The sequence below is a fragment of the Leifsonia sp. McL0607 genome, from assembly GCF_049993355.1.
In the GTDB taxonomy this organism is placed as follows: domain Bacteria; phylum Actinomycetota; class Actinomycetes; order Actinomycetales; family Microbacteriaceae; genus Leifsonia.
In genome coordinates this window covers 1236208-1255738 of sequence record NZ_CP188253.1, presented here as the reverse complement: position 1 = coordinate 1255738, position 19531 = coordinate 1236208, and the positions used below count along the sequence as shown (strand labels likewise).

Here is a 19531-nt window from a genome sequence, read left to right as displayed (position 1 = left end):
CGCCACGGGCGGAATTGTCGATTCGTGCACATGTGCCGAGCGCGACTTGTATCTGCGTGCACGCTCTGCACAAATCGCGCCTCCCGGCCGGATGCGGACGCCAGTCTGTTGGAGCGGGCGGGAACGAGCCCGCCACGCGGGAAAGGCTCGAAATGAATCGGTTCGGAAAGAGGCTTACTGCAGGTCTGGCGTTCGCGGTCGCGAGCGGTTTCACACTCGGAGGTCTCATCGCCTTCGCCCCAGCGGCTGGGGCTGATGCGCCGAAAGACATCTCCGATATCGAGTGGGAGGCCATGGCCGGCCTCTACGGCGGCACCTACAGCGTGATCCGGCTGGACGCCGATCGGGTCGAGCGGGCGCATGAGGGCTTGAGCATGCCGAACCTGCGGTACGGCACCGGCGAGCCGATCTTCGGAGTGCCGTACTTCTTCTTCGGCAAGGACCGGGCGACCGGGAAGTACCTCCCATCGAACATCCTGGTCTGCATCGACATGCTCCACATCGACTACGAGGTTCCCGACGGGTCCGAGTACTTCGACCTGGCGACGCTGGTCCCTTCCGAGACCGCGGTCAGGATCTCGCAGACGCTCAACGCGGGACTCCAGCTCGCGGTGCAGAAGGGCATGCGCGTCGACACGAGCGGAAACCAACCGCTGAGCCTCCTTCCCGGCGCGCACGCGGGGGACTACACCTTGGCCGCCCAGATCATGGCGTGGCACCTGTTCGCCCGCGACAACATCGCCCAGCCGCTGCCGCACCTGGAGCGCAGCGATTTCTCGGTCGACAAGACCCAGCCGGTCGTGGGCGGTGGAGCGGTCGAGAGGATCGAGAACTTCGACCTGTCGAAGCAGTTCACTGAGATCGAGGAGCTCGTCGCACGGTATGAGAGCGAGCCGGCCATCAGTTCGGCGCCCGCGCGGTTGGACAACGGGACCACGACGGTGGCCGATCCCGCGCTGAAGGGCTTCGACCTCGAGGTCGACCCGACCACCTCGACTCCGGATTACGCCGACTACGTCACGGTTTCGACGAAGAGGGACGGCACGATCAGCTTCACCAAGAAGCGGACGATCAACAAGCCGCTCACGGTCGGTTTCCGCAAGAAGTTCGTCCACGGGCTCGGAACGGACGGGCTCTCGTCGGGAGTCCGGGCCGCGAACCACCAGATCAAGACCTCGCTCGCCAACATCTACACCGAGTCGTTCACCGTACCGGTCGCCGTCGACGACGGCTCCGTCTCGGTGCGCAAGAGCGACGCCGAGGGCAACCTGCTCGACGATGCGGAGTTCGCCCTGTACGACTCGACCGGCATGACAGTCGCGACCGACGCCTGGGGACGCCCGCTCGTCGGCCTCACTGGGTCGAACGGGCACGGAAAGCTGATCTTCGCCGACGTTCCAGTGGGCCGTTACCTCCTCCTCGAGACGCGGGCGCCGGAGGGCTACCAGCGCGACGTCACGCCCCGTGAGATCACCGTCCGCGCGAATGTCCAGACCGCGGCGGCTGGAGGCGAGCCGATCGTGAACACCCGGCTGACCAGCGATCTCGAGATCCACAAGTCCAACGGCGTCAGCGTCTTGCAGCCGGGCGAGCTCACAACGTACGAGATCGCCATCGCCAATCGGTCGGAGTACACGGAGCCGGTCGACGCCGTCATCGAGGACCTCCTTCCCGACGGCCTCCGGTTCGTTTCAGCGGACCACGGCGGCGTCTACGACTCCGAGACGCGGATGGTCAGCTGGAACGTCGGACCGGTCGGCGGCACGCCGATCGTCGTCTCGGTGACGGCGCGCGTCGAGGACTCGGTGGCTCCCGGCACGACGATCTCCAACCGGGCGACGGTCACCCTCGACGGGGTGTGCCCCGGGTACGACGACCTCGACGCGTGCCGCTCCGTCGACACCGACGTGGTTCCCGCACTCGTGCTGATGAAGTCCAACGGGACCGACGTCGGACTCCCCGGAGCGGCGAGCACCTACGAGCTCACCGTGGTCAACACATCGGCCGTCGATGCCCCCGACGTCGTGATCGTGGACACTCTGCCCGAGGAGCTCATCTTCGTGGCCGCAGACGCGAACGGTCACTACGCCGCCGACACCCACGAGGTCACCTGGAAGCTCGGCACCCTGGCGGCGGGAGAACAGCGTTCGGTGCGTGTCATCGCCTGGGTCGACGACCAGGTCGCGCCGGGAGCGGAGGTCGCCAACCTCGCTTCTGTCTCGAGCGCGGGCGGCTGCTCCGAGAGAACGACCTCCGACGACGACCTCTCGATGCCGGACGATTCGCCGCGTGCGAAGTGCACGGCGAAGGACATCGATCGGGTTCCCGCGGTCTCGATCACCAAAGACGACGGCAAGACCACGGTGCTCGCCGGTGAGCGTCTCGACTACCGCATCGTCGCGACGAACACCTCGGACGTCATCGCGCCCGACGTGATCGTGCTCGACCAGCTTCCGTTCTATTCCTCGTTCGTCGAGTCGAGCCTCCCGCTCGCGGACGTCTCCACAGCCTCCGCGCTGCACTGGAACCTGGGCGACCTCGCTCCGGGCGAGTCTCGCGAGATCATCGTCTCGGTCATCGTTAAGGAGTATGTGCTGCCGGGAGCGGTGCTCGTGAACACCGCGACCATCAGCTCAGCCGGGGTCTGCGTCGACGACACGACGACCGAGGCGGATGAGTGCACGGACACGGACGAGGACACCGTCGTCACGCCGTCGACGCCGGACGAGGAGGAGACGCCGGAGACGCCGGAGACGCCGGAGACGCCGGTCGATGTGGAGGACCCGGAGGTTTCGGTGGATGTGGAGGACCCGGTGGTTCCGGTGGATGTGGAGGACCCGGTGGTTTCGGTGGATGTGGAGGACCCGGTGGTTTCGGTGGATGTGGAGGACTCGGTGGTTCCGGTGGATGTGGAGGACCCGGTGGTTCCGGTCGACGTGGAAAACCCCGAGACGACCGTCGACCCTCAGGAAACGAGCACGAGCGACGGTGGCCACGCACTGAGCGACCGACTGGCGCACACGGGGCAGAACCTGCCCATGACCCTGAAGCTGGGCGCCCTGGCGGTGGTGCTGCTGGTGACGGCTGGAACGAACGCGATCGTCCTTCGCCGCCGCCGGGGGCGCTCGGCCTAGGCGAGGGAACGTGCAGGCGGTGAGTCCGAGAGCGGGCTCACCGTCTTCACGCGTGTGCGGTGGGAGCCTTCGTGCAGATCGTCCGAGCCGATCACATCGTGGCGTTCGACAGTGTGGTCACGGCCGTGGATGTGGTTGACGGCGATGTTGTCGAGTGCGGCGCACGTCCTCGCAATGGCGGGAAGCCGGACGGGCTTGACGGAGCCGCCGGCGTCACGCCCAGCGGCGGTTCGCCCACCGTTCGAAGAGCCCGACGAGCGAGTCGGTGAGCTTGCCGAGGATCGCCAGCAGGATGATCGCGAGGAACAGCCGGTCGGTGCGCCCGTTGTTCTGTGAGTCGCTGAGCAGGAAGCCGAGTCCCATCGACGACGCGATCAGCTCGGCGGCCACCAGGAACAGCCAGGCCTGGGCCAGCGCGAGCCGGAGCCCCGAGATGACGGCGGGGAGCACCGACGGCAGCTGGACCGTGGTGAACAGCCGCACGCCGCCGAGGCCGAACGCGCGTCCGGCCTCCACCAGCTGGCGGTCGACGTGCCGAAGGGCCGCGGCCACCGTGGTGTATACGGGGAAGAACGCGCCGATGGCGATGAGGATGAGCTTGGAGTCTTCGCCGATCTTGAACCACAGGATCAGAAGCGGGACCCACGCCAGGGACGGCACCGCGCGGATAGCGCCGAGTGTCGGGCTGAACAGGATGTCGCCCAGACGGGAGAGTCCGACCACCGCCCCGAAGACCAGGCCGAGGGCCGCGCCGATCGCGAAGCCGATCAGCACGCGCTGGGTCGAGATCGCGATGTAGAGGCCGAGGAGGCCGCGCTGCGCGAGATCCGCTGCCGCGTCGACGACCATCGAGGGGCTGGGCAGCTGGGACGAGGTGAACGCGCCGGAGGTCGAGGCGAGCTGCCAGATCACGAGCAGCGCGACGGGGATGAGCGCGCCACCGACGACGCGCACCCAGCGCCGCGACAGGAACAGCGCGCGCCCGTTCGGCGCCGCAGCCTCCCGTGGGGTCTCGCGCGCGACCGAGGTCGCGACGAGGCCCTCTCCGGGTCCGCCGACGACGATCAGCGGGCCGTCGCCGTCAGGAGCGTTGTGAAACGACACGAGTCCGATCAGCCGATCGCGCTCGGGTCGGCCTTCTTGGCGAAGGTCGGGTCGAGGAGCGTCTCGAGCGCCGTGTCGATGTCCTTCTGGGTGCGCACATCGTTGGACTCCACGAAGATCGGGCCGACTTTCTTCAGCACCTTCAGCTGCGCGGCGCCGGGGACGTTGGACACGTCGAGGTTCGTGCGCTGCGTGATGACAGTGTTCGCCACGGCGGGGTCGATGCCGGCGACGTCCGCGAGGATCTGCGCGGTCTCGTCCGGGTGCTTCAGCGCCCAGGCGCGGGCGTACTCGTACGTGTTCACCACGGTCTGGGCCACGTCGGGCTTCGACGAGAGGAACGACTCCGTCGCGTTGAGGAACCCGTAGGTGTTGAAGCCGACGTTGCGGTAAATCAGCTTGGCGCCGGACTTCTCGGCGTTCGCCATGATCGGGTCGAGCCCGCTCCAGGCCTGCACCGAGCCGCTTTGGAGGGCGGCCCAGCCGTCGGCGTGCTGGAGGTTCTGGATGGTGACGTCGTCGGCGGACAGACCGTTGGCCTCCAGCGCCTGCAGCAGGAAGAAGTAGGGGTCGGTTCCCTTGGTCGCCGCGATCTGCTTGCCCTTGAGCTGCGCGACCGACGTGATGTCGGAGTTCGGACCCACCACGATCGCCGACCATTCGGGCTGCGAGAAGATGTCGATGGTCTTGATGTCCGAGTCGTTGGACCGTGCGAGCAGCGCGGCGGAACCGGCGGTGGAGCCGACGTCGATCGCGCCGGAGCGCAACGCCTCGTTGGCCTTGTTCGAGCCGGCCGACTGCACCCAGTTGACAGTGATGTTCTGCTTGTGGAGCTCCTTCTCGAGCCAGCCCTCCTTCTTGATGACGAGGCTGAGCGGATTGTAGGTGGCGAAGTCGATGTTGAGGGTGCCCCCCTCGGTGACTCCGGCCGTGCTCGTCGAACCGGAGGCGGAGCCCTCGCCGGCGACGCAGCCCGAGAGCAGCAGGGCGGCGGAGGCTGCGAGTGCGGCGACAGCGGTGACGATCGTGGGTCTGCGGTGCATGATTCGGTGTGCCTCTCGGTTCTGGTGATGTCTGGTGGGGCTCGGCCCGGGGCTGTGATGGGAGCCTCGCGGATCCGCCGCCGCAGTGCAGGGCGATCCGCTGAATCTGTGGATCAGTACGGGAAGACAGGAATGGTGGAGGAGTGCAGGGCGTCGAGCGCCCGGCCGTGCCGGTCGATGCCGAGCCCGTCGAGCAGTTCCGCGCGCAATTCCGCCAGCGCGGCCGAACCACGGTCGCGCGGGCGTGCGCCAGGGATGGTGACGATGCGTCGGATCGTCGCGCCATCTCGTCCGTCCTCTCCGCCCAGCAGGATGATGCGGTCGGCGAGCTGGAGGGCCTCCTCGACGTCATGGGTCACGAGGATGATCGTCGTCGGGGCGGCGGCGTGGACGTCGAGCAGGAGGTCCTGCATCCGGAGGCGGGTCAGTGCGTCGAGGGCCCCGAACGGCTCGTCCAGCAGCAACACGCCCGGGTTGCGGGCCAGTGCCCGCGCGAGGGACGCCCGTTGGGCCATCCCGCCGGAGACCTCGCGCGGCCGGAGCGCGGCCGACGGCCCGAGGCCGACGAGCTCGAGCAGGCGCGCGACGCGCTGCGCGCCCACCGCGCGGTCGAGGCCGCGCGGGAGCCCGAGGGCGACGTTGTCGGCGAGGGATCGCCAGGGCAGCAGCCGCGGCTCCTGGAAGCCGACAGCGCACCGGGCGTCGATGCCCGCGACGGGCGTTCCGTCGATGAGGGCCGCTCCGGCGGTCGGGGAGTCGAGCCCGCCCGCGATGCGCAGCAGCGTCGACTTGCCGCAGCCGCTCGCGCCGAGGATCGCGACGACCTCGCCGGCGTCGACGGTCAACGAGACGTCGCGGAGTACGGCCCGCGACTCCGGCGCGGCGCCCTTCCGCTTGGACGCGGCGAAGGCGCGACCGATCCCGGCGAACTCGACGGGATACGCGGATGAAGGAGAGACCATGGTGACTTCGACGCTATCGACAGTGGGCCAGCGGGTTCCCCCCGGCCGCAACACCGCGTAACGAAACCGGCATCGGAGCAGCTCCGTGGTCAGCGCATCGCGAGCTCATGCGAATCGGGCGAGAACGCCCGTGTGCCGAGAGCTGTCGACCGGAGAGCACGCGGTGACGACCCGTACCGATCGGTGAACAGCCTGCTGAAATGCGCGGGATCCTTGAAACCCCATCGAGCAGCGATCTCGGAGACCCGGAGATGGGAGTTCGCCGAGTCGGCGAGCTCCCGCCGAGTGTTCTCGAGGCGTCGGGAGCGGACCCATTCCGCGACCGTCGTGCCGTGGAGCTCGAAGAGCGCGTGGAGTTTCCTGGCCGACATGAAGTTCGCTCTGGCGATCTCTGCGACCGTGAGACCGGATCGCGACAGATTCTCGTCGATGTAGTCGAGCACCCGGTAGACCTGTTGTTCGCGGGTCGAATTCGCCGCCGGGCGCCCGGTCTCCATCATCACGGCGACGATCGTCTCCACGGCGCCGTTGAGCAGATGTCGGCCGACGCTGGCGTCGATGTCGAGGAGCGTTTGACCGAGCTGGCGTGCAATGGGATTCACGATGCCCACGAGAGGACGCTCGCGGTCGAGACGCACCCCGACGAAATCGTCGATTGTGCGATCGGGCAGGTGCAACTGCTGCTTCGGGACACGGAACAGGAAGCTCTCTCCGGAAAAGTCGACCGAAAAGGGCCGCGATGCCGTGTACAGAGCCAGGTCTCCCGCGCGGATCGTGGCCGAGCGGTCGTCCTGTACGAGATGGTTCTCGCCGTCGAGCGGAATGAGGATCCATCGGTAGTCATCCAGGCCGGCCTCGCCGGGGGAACTCGTCTGCTCGATTGTGTGGTCGCTGCCGGAGACGTGGCTGACGGCGATGTCTCCGAAACGGCGCGCGCCGAAGCTCAGCGAGAACGTTCGACTACTCTTCGACCTGCCGATGTACGGCATCGAATAGGCACCGATTCTGCGACGGAACTGGTCGTAATCGTTGGACTCGTGGGACCTCAACATCGTGATCCGATACTCCTCGTCGCCGAGACTGTCTGAAATCGAGAACCTGAGGTTGGAAATGTAACAGACGAATCGTACGCCTCAGAGGTCGGTCGCCGCGATTCGCAGGCGCCGCGCGTCACCAGACCATCGGGCGATCGTCGTCGTCTTCGGCCTCGCTCGCCTCCGAGAGCTCTACGAGCACGGGGACGTGGTCGCTGGGGGCGTCGCCCTTGCGCTCGTTGCGGTGGATGCTGGCGTCGACGACCCGTTCGGCGAACGCCGACGACCCGAGGATGAAGTCGATCCGCAGCCCCTCGTTGCGCGGGAACCGCAGCTGCTTGTAGTCCCAGTAGGTGTAACCATCCGGGACGAACGGGCGCACGACGTCGCTGAGTCCGACCTTCTCGAACGCGGCGAACGCGGTGCGCTCGGGAGGCGAGATGTGCGTGGATGCACCGGGCACGAGGCTCGGGTCGCCCACATCGGAGTCGAGCGGCGCGACGTTCCAGTCGCCCATGAGGGCGAACGGCTGGTCCGGGTTCTCGGCCAGCCAGCGCTGCGTGTCGGCGGCGAGCGCGGCGAGCCAGTCGAGCTTGTAGACGTAGTGCGGGTCGTCGAGCGATCGCCCGTTCGGCACGTACAGACTCCACAGCCGGAGGCCGTCGACCGTCGCACCGATCGCCCGTGCCTCCTTGGGCAGGTCGGGGCCGTCGTGGTCTTTGAGGAAGCCGGGCATGCCGGGGAAGCCGATCTCGACCTCCTCGAGCGGCAGCCGGGCGGCGATGGCCACGCCGTTCCATTGGTTCAGACCGTGCAGTACGACCTCGTAGCCGGCCGCCTCGAAGGCCTCGTAGGGGAACTGCTCCGGCTTGCACTTGATCTCTTGCATGGCCAGCACGTCGACGTCCTCGCGGACCATCCAGTCCACCACCCGGGCGACTCGTGTGCGGATGGAGTTCACATTCCAGGTGGCGACGCGCATGTCCCGATCGTATCGGCCGCCGCCGACCCGCGTCCGAGGGCACGGTGCCCGTAGAATGTCAGACGTGACGGACGCACGACAGCAGCTCATCGACTACATCTCGGCCGAGGCCGTCTTCCACGGCGACTTCACGCTGACCAGCGGCAAGAAGGCCAGCTACTACGTCGACCTGCGCAAGGTCAGCCTCGATCATCGGGTCGCGCCGCTGATCGGTCAGGTGATGCTCGACCTGATCGCCGACGTCCCGGACGTCGTCGCGGTCGGCGGCATGACCATGGGCGCGGACCCCGTGGCGGCTGCGATCCTGCACCAGGGCGCCGCACGCGGGCGGGCCTACGACGCGTTCGTCGTCCGCAAGGAGCCGAAGGACCACGGCCGCGGCAAGCAGGTAGAGGGGCCCGACCTGGAGGGCAAGCGCGTGATCGTGCTCGAAGACACCTCCACCACGGGAGGCTCGCCGCTCAAGGCGATCGAGGCGCTCGAGAAGGTCGGAGCGCAGATTGCGGGCGTCGCGGTCGTCGTCGACCGCAACACGGGCGCGCGCGAGATCATCGAGTCGGCCGGCTACCCCTACTTCGCCGCAATCGGCCTCAAGGATCTGGGGTTGGAGTAGTGGCGGAGCACCGCGATCCCGGCACGGGAGGCGAACCGGACCAGCCGGAGCGTGACCAGCCGCACGACGACGAGCCCGAATTCGGAAGCTCGGAGTGGCTGCTCGCCCAGCTGACCGCTGGCCGGCGTGGGGAGCGGGCGGACGAGACGCCCGTCGCGCCGTCCGAGGGGCCGCGGAGCGAGGGCGAGGCCGGCGGTGAGGCCGTCGTTGACGACGATGCTGCGCCGGGTGTCCCGGGGGCGAATGGTGAGCCGATCGCCCCTGTGGTGGCTGCCGCGCCTGTGGAGGCGGCCACGCCTGTAGAGCCGGCCAAGCCTGTGGAGCCGACGGCGCCCACGCGCGGGTCGAGCCCTGCGGGTGACGCACCTGCCTTCGGCGGGTTCGACGACCTGCTTCGGGAACCGCCGGCGCCTGGCGAAGGTGCGGACTCCGCGAACGGGTCCACCGCGCCGCCCGCCGGCTTCGCGGAGCTGCTTCGCGAGCCGGCTGCACCGACGCCTGACGAATCGGCCGGGCAAGGCGACGACGCCACCACTCCCATCGCCACCGCGCCGCAGGGTTTCGTCTGGAACCTGACGTCGCGACAGGGCGAGGAACGAGACGACGCGACCGTGTCGAGTCCGGCCTCCGCGCCGGGTCCGTCGACGACCTCAGGCCCGGAGGCGGCGGCGGAGGCGACTGAGGCGGCGGCGCCGGAGGCCGCGACAGCCGAGCCCGACGACGCGACTCCTCCCCTTCGCCGCACGAACTTCGTCGAGCCGAAGGAGCCGAAGGCCCCGACTGCCCCCGCGGCTCCGCCGCCCGCGCCTGCTGAGCCTGCGCCTGCTGAGCCTGAGCCTGCGCCGCCGACGCAGGGTTTCGAGCCGCCCAGCTTCGTGGCCGCCCTGCGCATGCCGCGTCCGCCGGAGTGGGGCGATGCCCCCGGGGCACCCGCCGAGCCACCTGCGCCGAGCGACGGCGCCTCGCCCGAGAACGAGTCGCAGGGCGGCGCCCCGACGAGCGTCCAGAAGACCGAGCCGCCGACGAGGGATACGGCGCCTCTTCAAGGCCACGGACTGGCCGCGCTGCTCGGTGAGCACCCGGAGGAGCATCCCGCATCGCGCCCGCTCCTCGGCGACACGACAGGGATCATCCCCCTTCCGCCGACGTACACCCCGCCCCCTGTGACTCCCGCGGGGACGGCCCATGAGGTGGCGACGGGTGCCGGGGTCGCAGCTGCCCCGGGCGCCGATACACCGGCGTCGATCGGTGCGGTCGCTCCGCCTCCGCTGATCGAGCCGGCGCCCCCGGAGGGCATCCGCCCGCCGGACACGACGTCGTTCGGTGGTGCCGCGCAGACGGAGGCGGTCCTCGGTGCACCGCCGTCGCCGGCCACGAGTCCGTTCGACGCCGAGGCGCTCGCCGTCGCGTCCGCGGAGCTGCCGACCGCGGTGACCCCCGTCGACGGGACCTCCTCATCCACGACGCCCGTCGCCGAGCCCTCCAGCGATCAGGAGGCGGTTCGAGTCGCCGACGTGCATCCGGCCGCCGACGAGGCTCCGGCCGCCGATGAGGCTCCGGCCCCCGCCGAGGCCCCGGCCGCCGAGACCCCGGCCGCCGATGAGGCTCCGGCCCCCGCCGAGGCCCCGGCCGCCGAGACCCCGGCCGCCGACGAGGCCGAGGACGAGCCGGACGGCATCGCGGCTCTGTTCGGCGACTTCGCCCTGGACGACGACTCCGAGGCTGACGCAGACGACCTCGCCACCGCTGCCGACACGCGTGCCACCGACACCACGCATCCGGCCCCGGAACCTGAGGCCGACCGCACCGACGCGGCGGCCGCCGCCGACACGGCACCCCCGGCGGATCCGACCGCCGTCGCCCACGGCGGTGCACTCGGAATGGACTCGATCCTGTTCCCCGAGCTCGCCGACGACGCTCACGCGACTCCCGAGGCCGGCGCATCCGCCGCCGATGCCGCGTTCCTGGAGCCCTCGGCTGCGATGGAGGGCCCGCAGCTGGGTACCGGCTCCGACAGCGACGTCGAAACGGGCGACTTCGACACGACCGCGCCGCACACCATCGCGTTCGACGCGGCTGCGGCCGCGCGCGAGCCGCTGGCGCCGACCGTCTCCACCTCGCCGCCTTCTACGTCGGGCCCCGCAGCGACAGCCGCGTCCTCCACTGTTCCTTCGCCGACTGCGGCTGCCCAGTCCGCTCCTTCGACGACCTCGCCCGGCGCGACCCCGCCGAACCCGCCCGAGCCTCCGCGCGGCCCGCGCGACCCGCGATTCAACCGCCGGGTCTATCTCATCGCCGGTGTGCTGGCCGTGCTGCTCGTGCTCGTCGGTCTGTTCGCGCTCGGCACGCGCATCCCCTCGCTGTTCGGCGCGTCGGCTCCATCGCAGCACGCCTCGACGTCCGGCACACCCTCTGCGACGCCGACCCCGACACCCACTCCGACGGTGATCCCCAAGCCGGCGGCGGCCGTCGGGCCGGGCGAGCACGCCTGGGACACCCTCGGCGGCGGCGAGTGCATCCAGCCGTACACCTCACCGTGGGCCGAGACGTTCACGGTCGTCGACTGCGCGGCCGATCACTCAGCCCAGATGGTCTACACCAACCTGCTGTCGCCCGATCCCGCGGCACCCTACCCGGGCGCGGACGCGCTCGCGCAGCAGATCAACGCGCTGTGCACCGCGGGCGGCGTGATCGACCTGAACGCCGCCGCGGCCTACCCCGACCTGCAGGTGCAGGGCACGTTCCCGGCGACCGAGGAGCAGTGGAAGAACGGCCAGCGCTCGTATTACTGCTTCGCCAGCCGGTCCAGCGGTCAGCCGCTCAACACCTCCGTTCAGGGTCAGGGCCCGACCGGCTGACCGCCTGATCGCGCAGCCCGCGGTCGAACCCGGTCAGCGCGCCCGATCGTCCTCGTAGCGGTCGAGAGCTGAGGGCGGGTTGAGCCGTCGCGCGGAGGCCAGCTCGAGTCCGGCGTCGCCGTCGCCCGGCACGGTCACGTTGACGACGACGGCGTCGCGCTGGGCGCCGACGCCGAACACACCCTCGGCGTCGAGCTCGGCCAGGGCGGCGACCATGGCCTCCCGCAGCCGGCCGTTCACGGCCGCCGAACGCTCGAACGGGTCGCCGAGGCCGTCGAAGAGCCGCTCCACCTCGCGGAAATGCGCGTCACCGAAGAAGGCGAACGGCGACTCGAGCTCCGACCAGCGCAACTCGTCGGGGAGCAGCTCGACGCGCTGCTGACGATACCCGGCGACCGTGCGGGCGAGCCCCTCGTACGACGCCGCGGTCGGAGCAGGCCGGTGCGACTGGGCGGTGGTCGCGAGCCCGAAATAGTAGAAGGACTCGCCGGGGTGAGCGGCACGGAGGTCGTCCCAGGCGGACCGTGCCGCCTCCCGGACGGCGACGCGCACGAGGTCGTAGGTTGCAGAAGTGGGGACGCCCATGGTGGTGCTTCTTTCTGGTGGGGGCGACCCGACGCGGTTGCGATCGGGCACGACGGGACGCGCGGCCCGTGGAGGCCGGTCGTCCCAGGTCAGAGGTCCGACTCGACCGCAGCGGTGGCGACGAGCTCGTGCACGCCGGAAAGGATCTCGTCGGGACGGAACGGGTAGCGGTCGATCTCGGTCTGGTCGCTGATGCCGGTGAGCACCAGGATGGTGTGCAGGCCGGCCTCGATCCCCGCGACGACGTCGGTGTCCATCCGGTCGCCGACCATCGCCGTGTTCTCGGAGTGCGCGCCGATGCGGTTGAGCGCGGAACGGAACATCATCGGGTTCGGCTTGCCGACCACGTACGGCTCCATGCCGCCGGTGGCCTTCGTGATCATCGCCGTCACCGCGCCGGTCGCGGGCAACGGGCCTTCGGCGCTCGGCCCGGTGGCGTCCGGGTTGGTCGAGATGAAGCGGGCGCCCGCGCCGATCAGGCGGATCGCCTTGGTGATGGCGTCGAAGGAGTAGCTGCGGGTCTCGCCGACGACCACGTAGTCCGGGTTGGTGTCGGTCATGATGAAGCCCGCCTCGTGCAGGGCGGTCGTCAGCCCGGCCTCCCCGATGACGTAGGCGCTGCCTCCGGGGGCCTGCGACTTGAGGAAGTCGGCGGTCGCCAGCGCGGAGGTCCAGATCGACTCCTCGGGCACGTCGAGCCCCGAGGCGCGGAGCCGTGCGGCGAGGTCGCGCGGCGTGTAGATCGAGTTGTTGGTGAGCACGAGGAACGGCGTGCCCTGGTCGCGCCACTGCTGGATCAGCTCCGGGGCGCCCGGCAGGGCCTCGTTCTCGTGGACGAGCACGCCGTCCATGTCGGTCAGCCAGCACTCGATCTCGTCGCGTCGCGTCACGCAGGTCCCCTTTCGAAGGTGAAGTGACGCCCCCAGCTTATTGCCCGGTTGGTTGCAGCCAGGTTTCCAGCGCCTGTCGGGATCCCCCGAATGCCGCAGCGCGACGGAGCGGTACCAGAGGGGGTTGTCGCCGTCTGCGCCCTCCAGATGCCGGTCGTCGGCGTGGTCGCGTAGAGGATCGCGGGCCGTCGTAGTGTTCTCCACCGAGTCGACGGTCACCGCCCTCCTGCCCGGTATCCGTCCCCCGCCCACTCCTGCGGCGGTTGCTGGGAACCGCGGTGGGGACACGCAGCTGCCCGGGCCTCCGCAGTCGCTACGCTGGGTCGGTGACGCCAGAGACCCCGCAGGTGCCGACCCCGCAGGCCATGGCGCCGTCGGCCGAGCTGACCACGCACGGGGTCGGCCCGTGGCCCGGCGAGTGGCCCGCCGACGACCGCTACGACCCCGAGCTCCTGCGGCACGGCGACACCCGCAACGTCATCGACCGCTACCGCTACTGGCGCATGGAGGCGGTGGTCGCCGATCTGGACGAACACCGGCATCCGTTCCACGTGGCCATCGAGAACTGGCAGCACGACATGAACATCGGCTCGATCGTGCGCAGTGCGAACGCCTTTGCCGCCGACACCGTGCACATCATCGGCCGGCGGCGTTGGAACAAGCGCGGCGCGATGGTGACCGACCGCTACCAGCACGTCCTCCACCACGACGACGTGGAGGCGTTCGTGGCCTGGGCACACACGGCCGGGCTCCCGGTCGTCGCGGTGGACAACGTGCCGGGGTCGGTGCTCATCGAGACGTACGCGCTGCCGCGGGAGTGCGTGCTGCTGTTCGGCCAGGAGGGCCCGGGCCTCTCTGCCGCAGCCTTGGCGGCCGCGGACGTCGTCGTCGAGATCTCCCAGTTCGGCTCCACCCGGTCCATCAACGCCTCGGCGGCCGCCGCCGTCGCCATGCACTCCTGGATCCTCCAGCACGTCCCCTTCGAGTAGACCGTCCCTCGACAACCCGCCGAGTACGCGGACAGTCTGCGTACTCGACCGTTTTCGGCTGAGTTTGCGCGTACTCGACGGTTGAGGGGGGAGGCGGCGGTCAGCGATTGGAGCGGCGGATGACGAGTTTGAGGGCGGACCAATCGGGTGAGAGGGCGGCGACTTTGACGTCGACGAGGCCGCGCGCGAGTGCCGCGTCGCGGATGACGTTCTCGTCGAGATCGCTGACGTGGCCCGCGGCCTTGCGCGGCCAGGCGGCCCAGATCATCCCGGCCGGGTGGATGCGCGGCGCAAGGGCGTCGAGCTCGTCCAGGTAGTCCGCGGCGTCGCGGTAGAACGCGACGATCATTCCGGCCGGCTCCGTCGACGTCGGCGGCAGCCACTCCACCTCGGCCGGACCGTCCTCCACGGGGATCGACGAGCCGGGGTCGGCGTGCAACAGCTGGGCGCGCATCCCGGATTTGAGCCCGAGCTTCTTCCACAGCGGAGTGCTGGAGTAGCCGGCTGCGCCACCGCTCATACGTCGCCGCCCCAGCCCGAGTCGGCGGCGATGCGGGCGATCGCGTCGGCGTCGAGGTCGTAGACCGTCTCGCCGTCGTCGGCGGCCGGCGCGCGCACGACGTGCGCCCGCACCGGCCCGTCGACCGGCAGCTGGATCATCGCGAACCCGGCCCCGCGCTCGGCGCGCTCGCGCGGCGCCGGCCACAGCACGTCGGTGGTGTTGGCGACCGCGGGCGCCACGACGACCGGGATGCCGCGCGGGCCGGCCTCGGTGACGAGCGCGTGGTGGTAGTGCCCGGCGAGGACGAGCCGCACGTCGGAGGCCGAGCACACGTCGAGCAGCGGCTGCGGGTCGACGAGTCGAAGGGTGTCGAAGAGCCTGGTCGTCGGCGGGACGGGCGGGTGGTGGAGGACGACGATGGTGCCGTTCCCGCCAGTGATGCTCAGCGTCTCGCGCAGACGTTCGAGACGGAGGTCGTCGAGCCGCCCATAACCGGCGTGCAGTACAGTCGTGTCGACGGTCACGACGCGGAACCCGCCGACCTCCAGCTCGGTCTCGCGGGGGCCGAGCACGTCCTCGAACGCGTCGGGGAGGTCGTGATTGCCCATCGCGTACGCGACCGCAGCGCCGCGGTCGGCGGCCCAGGGTTCCAGCCGCTCCCGTATCAGGCGGTACGAGGCCGCGCTGCCGTCGTCGGAGAGGTCGCCGGAGGCCACAACCAGGTCGACGGCCTCCAGCTCGCCGGCGCGCACGAGCACACGGTCGAGCGCCGCCAGCGTGTCGACCAGGCCGTAGTGCGGCCTGCCGTCGCCGTACAGGTGCGTGTCGCTCAGGTGCAGGATGCGCAGGGGATCGGTCACGCCGCCACCCTAGCGCCGAGCGCCGACCCTCACGCGGCGTCGACAGCTTGGATGAGCGCCTCGACCGCGGTCAGCAGATTGTGCAACGCCTGCCGCTCGATCGAGTCCTCCAGGAGCTTCTGGATGTCGTAGCTCGCCGCGTTCGCTGCCTGCCGGGCCTGCGAGATCGCCGCCTGTGCTTCGAGATCGGCCATGGGTGTCCTCCTCGGGGTCGGGTCTGTCGTGCGTCACCCTCGCCATCGCTCGCTGCCGCGGGTAGGGCCGCCGCCACGGATAGGCCTACCGCCGCGCGCCGCGTTCAGCCGATCAGCGACGGCCGCAGATCGCGCAGCGTGCGGAAGCGCGTCATGCGTGTGACGCCGATCGCCGAGAGGAGCAGCGCGATCAGCATCCAGAGCGCCAGCACCCCGGCGTCGGCCCAGGTGGTGGCGGCCTTCCCTCCGTACATGAGCTGGCGTATGCCGTCGACGGCATACGACATCGGCAGCGCGTGGTGCAGTGCGGCGAGCGGCCCGGGCAGCGTCTGCCACGGGAATGTGCCGCCGGCCGTGACCAACTGCAGCCCGAGCCGCTGGCAGCCGAGGCGGCGCCGTTCGCCAGACGGCTCGCCCCGGCCTGCGCCTGCGCCGAGCCGCTCGCGACTCGCGCTGCGCCGGAGGCGACCTGGTCGGCGCCGGAGGCCAGCTGGTTCACCTGGCCGACGGCCGACTGGATCTGCGCGTTGTCGGACTGCACTCTGCCGTCGATGTCGCCGAGCGCCGACTGCACCTGCGCGATGACCGCGGGGTCGGCGTTCGCCGCCTGGAGGCGTGCGACGAGGTCCTGGCCGACTGCCGGAGCCTCCGTGGCCAGCTGTGCGGCGACCTGGCCGGCCTGCGTGGCCTTGGCTGCGAGCTGATCGTTGCCCGCCGCGACGCGGGTGGCGCCGTCGCTGACCTGGGCGGCGCCGGCGGACAGCTCGCCGAGTCTGTCGGCGAGGGTCCGCGATCCGGTGGCCAGCTGGGCGGTGCCGTCGGCGAGTTGGGAGGCGCCGCTCTGCGCGGTCGCGCTGGCGTCGACCAGACGGTCGGCGGCGTCCACGGCCTTCACGAGGCTGGAGCGGATGTTGGCGAGGCCGAGCAGGAAGCGCTGCGCGGCCTCCTCGTTGACCTGTCGCGATCGAGGTGCGGATCTTCTCGGCCGCCTGGGTGCCGATCGTGGAGGCCAGGTAGCTGTTCGTGTCGTTGGTCGTCAGCGTGACGATCGCGCGCCGCGGGCTGTCGCCGGAGGCGGAGGCGAAGGCGGCCGAGAAATCCGCGGCGAAGGTGATGCTGAAGTCGTACTTCGAGTCGTCCACGCCGCTGGCGGCCGAGCCGGACGCGACGCGGTGCCACTGGAACGAGCCGTCCTCAATGAGCTGGTCGGCGACTTGGTCGCCGTAGTCGACGGTCTTGCCGTCGACGGTCGTACCGGTGTCGTCGACGACGATCGCCGCCGGGATGCGGTCAAGGTTGGCGTATGGATTCTGGTTGGCCCAAAGATAAAGGCCGCCATAGAGAGCACGCGCACGCACACCAGCGCGATGAGGGCGACGATGGACATGGGGCTGGCGGTCAGCCGGCGGAACTCCGCCGCGATCAGCTGGGGATCTTCATTCATGCTCCACGAACGGGTCGGTCGTGACCAGGTCGCCCGGTTCCGACGGGTACCGTTCGTCGGTGTCGTCCCGTCCCGGGTCTTCGTCGAATGTCTCGGGGGGCGGTCTGCGTCTGGTCGAGGCGCGAGACCGGGAGGCCGCGGCGATCGTGGAGGCGGAGGCGTCGCCGGCGACCATGAGCGCGGCGATGCCACGCGCTGCGAGTGCGCGAACTCCCACCACTCGACGGGGTCGCCGCCGTGCCGGTCGGGCGAGACGATCACGAGGCCCTCCACGCCCGGGCGCATCAGTGCGAGTTCGGCGAGCAGGCGGATGCGCACCGTCGGCGGGACCGTGCTGATCGCGTAGCGACTGTACTCGGACGCGCCGAGCTCGCTCAGGCGTCGGCCGACGGCGATCGGGTGGGAGGCCCGCCCGGCGAACATGAGCTCTTCCGCGACGATCCCGGAGACCGTGACGTCGGGCGCCGGCTCGCACACGTCGGGCGCGTCGATCAGGGCGATGCGCTTGCGCATGCGGCCGTAGTCCTGCCGGCCGTCGATCGTCACGGTGCCGGAGTCGTGCCGCATCCGCCCGGACGCGATCAGGCCGAGCACGGTGGGCCGCTGCTCGGTCTCGGCGCGCACGAGCGCCGCCTGCCCGGTCTGGAAGGTCGCGGAGGTCGGGGGCAGTGTCGCGAAGCGCGGCCCTTTGGCGACGGCGTCGAGGACGATCTTCATCGCCGGGCCTCCTGCTGCCCCTGTACGGCCTCGAACGCGAGCTCGGGGGTGTCGTCGAGCAGCGCGCCGGCCTCCCGCCAGCCCAGGCCGGCGGCGGAGAGCGCAGCCAGGACGACGAGCCGGTGGCCCGCGCGATCGGAGAGCCCGGCCCGCGTCGCCTCGTCGAGCACGGACACGGCCGCGTTCTCGATGAGCCGGGTGACGGTCTCGCGGTCGAGGTCGGTGCGGAGGGTGCCGTCGTCCATCCCGCGCTGCACGGTGCCGCGGAGGCGATAACGCGCGGGGTCGAGAGCCGTGCCGACGAGCTCGCGGTGCGGCCCGCGCACGGCGAGCGCGGCGCTCACCCGGATGTGCTCGACCTCCGCCCACAGTGTGGCTCCGAACAGGGCGATCTCGACGCGGGCGTCGGGGTGCGAGACCGGGTCGAGCAGTGCGGCGAGGCGGGCCGCGCCGCGGGTGAAGACGTCGATCAGGAGGTCGTCGCGGTTGGCGAAGTGACCGTAGAGCGCGCGGCGACTGAGGCCGGCGCGCGCGGCGATGGTCTCGAGGGAGGCGTCGATGTCCTCGTTGAGCGCTGCTGCCGCCGCGACCAGGATGGCCTCTCGATTCGCGGTCGCGTCGCGTCGGGGAGCACGCGTGGAGGGGGTGGGCATGCCCAGAGGTTACTCTTCTTGCACATCGTTGTGCAGCTTAAGCGAAGCGCGTTCCGCCGAGGGGCACGCAAGTGTCCCGCTTACCTCCTCGTGAGTCGAGTTGCCCTCCCGCCGCAGTCAGGAGCTACTTCGTCGCATTCGGATGGTGTGTGTGGACCTGTTCCAGGTAGACGATGTTGTCGTCGACATAGAACCAGATCCGAGCGTCGCCCTTCAGTGTCGGCTTATGTTGCCATCGCGTATGGCTGCGTCCCTCGCGCGAGACGGTCCCGAGGGCGCCCTTCAGCGGGTAGTTCGTTGGCGTGACTGCAAGCGGAGTCCGTGTGAGGAAGTCCCAGGCGTCGGCCAGCGGGTTCCGAATGGTGGCGCAGAGATCCGTCCAGCCGCGCTCTGCGGACGTTGCCGCAAACCGAATGCTGTATTCGGAGCGCTTGATCGGCCTTTCGACCCTTTCTCCCTCGCCACCTACGGCCGCGCGACGGGGAGTCCAGTGTCGATCCACTCGACGGAGAGTTCTCCGAGGCCGGCGGCCAATGCCGTCGCGGTCTCTCTCCATGACCTCAAGGCCGCCACGGCGAGGTGGGCCTCGCCGGTCGAAAAGGATGCCCGAGCGGCGTCGAGCAATTCATCGGCGCACGCGGCGCGGTCTTCGGGGTTGAGCGCGAGCATCCACGGCAGGGCGGCGGACATGCGCTCGGCAAGGCTGCCCCGCGTGTCCGTTGCTACGCCGATCAGCGTCGCAGCCAGCTGGAGCAGGCCCTCCCGTGCAGATGCCTCACGCTTGGACATGAGAACGAGGTCCTCTCCGTCGCGGCGAGTGACCTCGACGGGGTGCGCCTCGGCTGCGGCGAACACACGTGTGGAATGCCGACTCAGGTCGGACGAGTGGAAGACCGATGTCGGGTGGTCAGTCGCGAGCATACCTTCCAGTATAGTTCAGAACTTCTTCTGAACAAACGCGGTGCTG

17 protein-coding genes and 1 pseudogene are annotated in these 19531 nt (G+C 70.0%); 4 read left to right on the top strand and 14 right to left on the bottom strand.

Translation table 11 applies throughout. The features are described 5' to 3' along the window. Positions 1-152: 152 nt before the first annotated feature. Positions 153-3134 (top strand): SpaA isopeptide-forming pilin-related protein, encoded by a 2982-nt coding sequence (locus ACPPVW_RS06000; protein ID WP_426625609.1) that lies wholly within the window; start codon positions 153-155, stop codon positions 3132-3134. Between the two features lie 213 nt (positions 3135-3347). Here ACPPVW_RS06000 and ACPPVW_RS05995 read toward each other — a convergent pair whose 3' ends face one another. The 5 genes from ACPPVW_RS05995 to ACPPVW_RS05975 form a co-directional block, all read right to left on the bottom strand. Beyond that, positions 3348-4109, bottom strand: a complete 762-nt coding sequence (locus ACPPVW_RS05995) for an ABC transporter permease (protein WP_426626257.1) — start codon at positions 4107-4109, stop codon at positions 3348-3350. A 137-nt stretch (positions 4110-4246) separates the two neighbouring features. Next, positions 4247-5281, bottom strand: a complete 1035-nt coding sequence (locus ACPPVW_RS05990) for an aliphatic sulfonate ABC transporter substrate-binding protein (RefSeq protein WP_426625608.1) — start codon at positions 5279-5281, stop codon at positions 4247-4249. 113 nt (positions 5282-5394) lie between these two features. After that, on the bottom strand, positions 5395-6243 hold the full coding sequence (locus ACPPVW_RS05985) for an ABC transporter ATP-binding protein (RefSeq protein WP_426625607.1): 849 nt from the start codon (positions 6241-6243) through the stop codon (positions 5395-5397). Positions 6244-6332: 89 nt separating this feature from the next. Further along, on the bottom strand, positions 6333-7295 hold the full coding sequence (locus ACPPVW_RS05980) for a helix-turn-helix domain-containing protein (RefSeq protein WP_426625606.1): 963 nt from the start codon (positions 7293-7295) through the stop codon (positions 6333-6335). A 118-nt stretch (positions 7296-7413) separates the two neighbouring features. Then, entirely contained in the window at positions 7414-8259 is an 846-nt protein-coding gene (locus tag ACPPVW_RS05975) for an exodeoxyribonuclease III (RefSeq protein ID WP_426625605.1), read from the bottom strand. A 64-nt stretch (positions 8260-8323) separates the two neighbouring features. On the opposite strand from ACPPVW_RS05975, the gene pyrE reads away from it, so the two are divergent. Both pyrE and ACPPVW_RS05965 read left to right on the top strand, forming a co-directional pair. Next, the gene (gene pyrE, locus ACPPVW_RS05970; RefSeq protein ID WP_426625604.1) at positions 8324-8872 is read left to right on the top strand and encodes an orotate phosphoribosyltransferase; all 549 of its coding nucleotides are present in this window, start codon (positions 8324-8326) and stop codon (positions 8870-8872) included. After that, positions 8872-11730 (top strand): septum formation family protein, encoded by a 2859-nt coding sequence (locus ACPPVW_RS05965; RefSeq protein WP_426625603.1) that lies wholly within the window; start codon positions 8872-8874, stop codon positions 11728-11730. The genes pyrE and ACPPVW_RS05965 overlap by 1 nt, the downstream gene beginning before the upstream one ends. Positions 11731-11763: 33 nt before the next feature. On the opposite strand, the gene ACPPVW_RS05960 is transcribed toward ACPPVW_RS05965, so the two are convergent. Next, positions 11764-12315: a DUF4303 domain-containing protein gene (locus tag ACPPVW_RS05960; RefSeq protein WP_426625602.1), complete on the bottom strand. Its 552-nt coding sequence runs from the start codon at positions 12313-12315 to the stop codon at positions 11764-11766. A gap of 89 nt (positions 12316-12404) precedes the next feature. Next, positions 12405-13205 (bottom strand): HAD-IIA family hydrolase, encoded by an 801-nt coding sequence (locus tag ACPPVW_RS05955; protein WP_426625601.1) that lies wholly within the window; start codon positions 13203-13205, stop codon positions 12405-12407. A 365-nt stretch (positions 13206-13570) separates the two neighbouring features. Between ACPPVW_RS05955 and ACPPVW_RS05950 the strand changes: the two genes are divergently transcribed. Next, positions 13571-14194, top strand: coding sequence for a TrmH family RNA methyltransferase (locus tag ACPPVW_RS05950; RefSeq protein WP_426626256.1), 624 nt, complete (start codon positions 13571-13573; stop codon positions 14192-14194). Positions 14195-14294: 100 nt separating this feature from the next. Here ACPPVW_RS05950 and ACPPVW_RS05945 read toward each other — a convergent pair whose 3' ends face one another. From ACPPVW_RS05945 to ACPPVW_RS05915, 7 genes and pseudogenes are all read right to left on the bottom strand, one after another. After that, positions 14295-14714 (bottom strand): DUF3052 family protein, encoded by a 420-nt coding sequence (locus ACPPVW_RS05945; protein ID WP_426625600.1) that lies wholly within the window; start codon positions 14712-14714, stop codon positions 14295-14297. Further along, positions 14711-15556: a metallophosphoesterase gene (locus tag ACPPVW_RS05940; protein ID WP_426625599.1), complete on the bottom strand. Its 846-nt coding sequence runs from the start codon at positions 15554-15556 to the stop codon at positions 14711-14713. The genes ACPPVW_RS05945 and ACPPVW_RS05940 overlap by 4 nt, the downstream gene beginning before the upstream one ends. Before the next feature lie 29 nt (positions 15557-15585). Further along, on the bottom strand, positions 15586-15750 hold the full coding sequence (locus ACPPVW_RS05935) for a hypothetical protein (protein WP_426625598.1): 165 nt from the start codon (positions 15748-15750) through the stop codon (positions 15586-15588). A gap of 190 nt (positions 15751-15940) precedes the next feature. Continuing rightward, complete coding sequence (locus ACPPVW_RS05930; RefSeq protein ID WP_426625597.1) at positions 15941-16645, bottom strand: hypothetical protein; 705 nt, start codon at positions 16643-16645, stop codon at positions 15941-15943. A gap of 124 nt (positions 16646-16769) precedes the next feature. Further along, a pseudogene (locus ACPPVW_RS05925) lies at positions 16770-17108 on the bottom strand (YhgE/Pip family protein); the annotation flags it as partial. A 799-nt stretch (positions 17109-17907) separates the two neighbouring features. Further along, positions 17908-18564, bottom strand: a complete 657-nt coding sequence (locus ACPPVW_RS05920) for a TetR/AcrR family transcriptional regulator (RefSeq protein WP_426625596.1) — start codon at positions 18562-18564, stop codon at positions 17908-17910. Between the two features lie 465 nt (positions 18565-19029). Continuing rightward, a complete protein-coding gene (locus tag ACPPVW_RS05915) occupies positions 19030-19485 on the bottom strand; it encodes a prevent-host-death protein (protein WP_426625595.1) in 456 nt (151 codons plus the stop codon). Between the last annotated feature and the right edge of the window lie 46 nt (positions 19486-19531).

What these genes read in the sequence shown, in the direction of transcription:
- ACPPVW_RS06000 (WP_426625609.1), top strand. Translation starts at nt 153, where the DNA reads ATGAATCGGTTCGGAAAGAGGCTTACTGCAGGTCTGGCGTTCGCGGTC.
- ACPPVW_RS05990 (WP_426625608.1), bottom strand. Translation starts at nt 5,281, where the DNA reads ATGCACCGCAGACCCACGATCGTCACCGCTGTCGCCGCACTCGCAGCC.
- ACPPVW_RS05985 (WP_426625607.1), bottom strand. Translation starts at nt 6,243, where the DNA reads ATGGTCTCTCCTTCATCCGCGTATCCCGTCGAGTTCGCCGGGATCGGT.
- ACPPVW_RS05980 (WP_426625606.1), bottom strand. Translation starts at nt 7,295, where the DNA reads ATGTTGAGGTCCCACGAGTCCAACGATTACGACCAGTTCCGTCGCAGA.
- ACPPVW_RS05975 (WP_426625605.1), bottom strand. Translation starts at nt 8,259, where the DNA reads ATGCGCGTCGCCACCTGGAATGTGAACTCCATCCGCACACGAGTCGCC.
- ACPPVW_RS05960 (WP_426625602.1), bottom strand. Translation starts at nt 12,315, where the DNA reads ATGGGCGTCCCCACTTCTGCAACCTACGACCTCGTGCGCGTCGCCGTC.
- ACPPVW_RS05950 (WP_426626256.1), top strand. Translation starts at nt 13,571, where the DNA reads ATGGCGCCGTCGGCCGAGCTGACCACGCACGGGGTCGGCCCGTGGCCC.
- ACPPVW_RS05945 (WP_426625600.1), bottom strand. Translation starts at nt 14,714, where the DNA reads ATGAGCGGTGGCGCAGCCGGCTACTCCAGCACTCCGCTGTGGAAGAAG.
- ACPPVW_RS05935 (WP_426625598.1), bottom strand. Translation starts at nt 15,750, where the DNA reads ATGGCCGATCTCGAAGCACAGGCGGCGATCTCGCAGGCCCGGCAGGCA.
- ACPPVW_RS05920 (WP_426625596.1), bottom strand. Translation starts at nt 18,564, where the DNA reads ATGCCCACCCCCTCCACGCGTGCTCCCCGACGCGACGCGACCGCGAAT.
- ACPPVW_RS05915 (WP_426625595.1), bottom strand. Translation starts at nt 19,485, where the DNA reads ATGCTCGCGACTGACCACCCGACATCGGTCTTCCACTCGTCCGACCTG.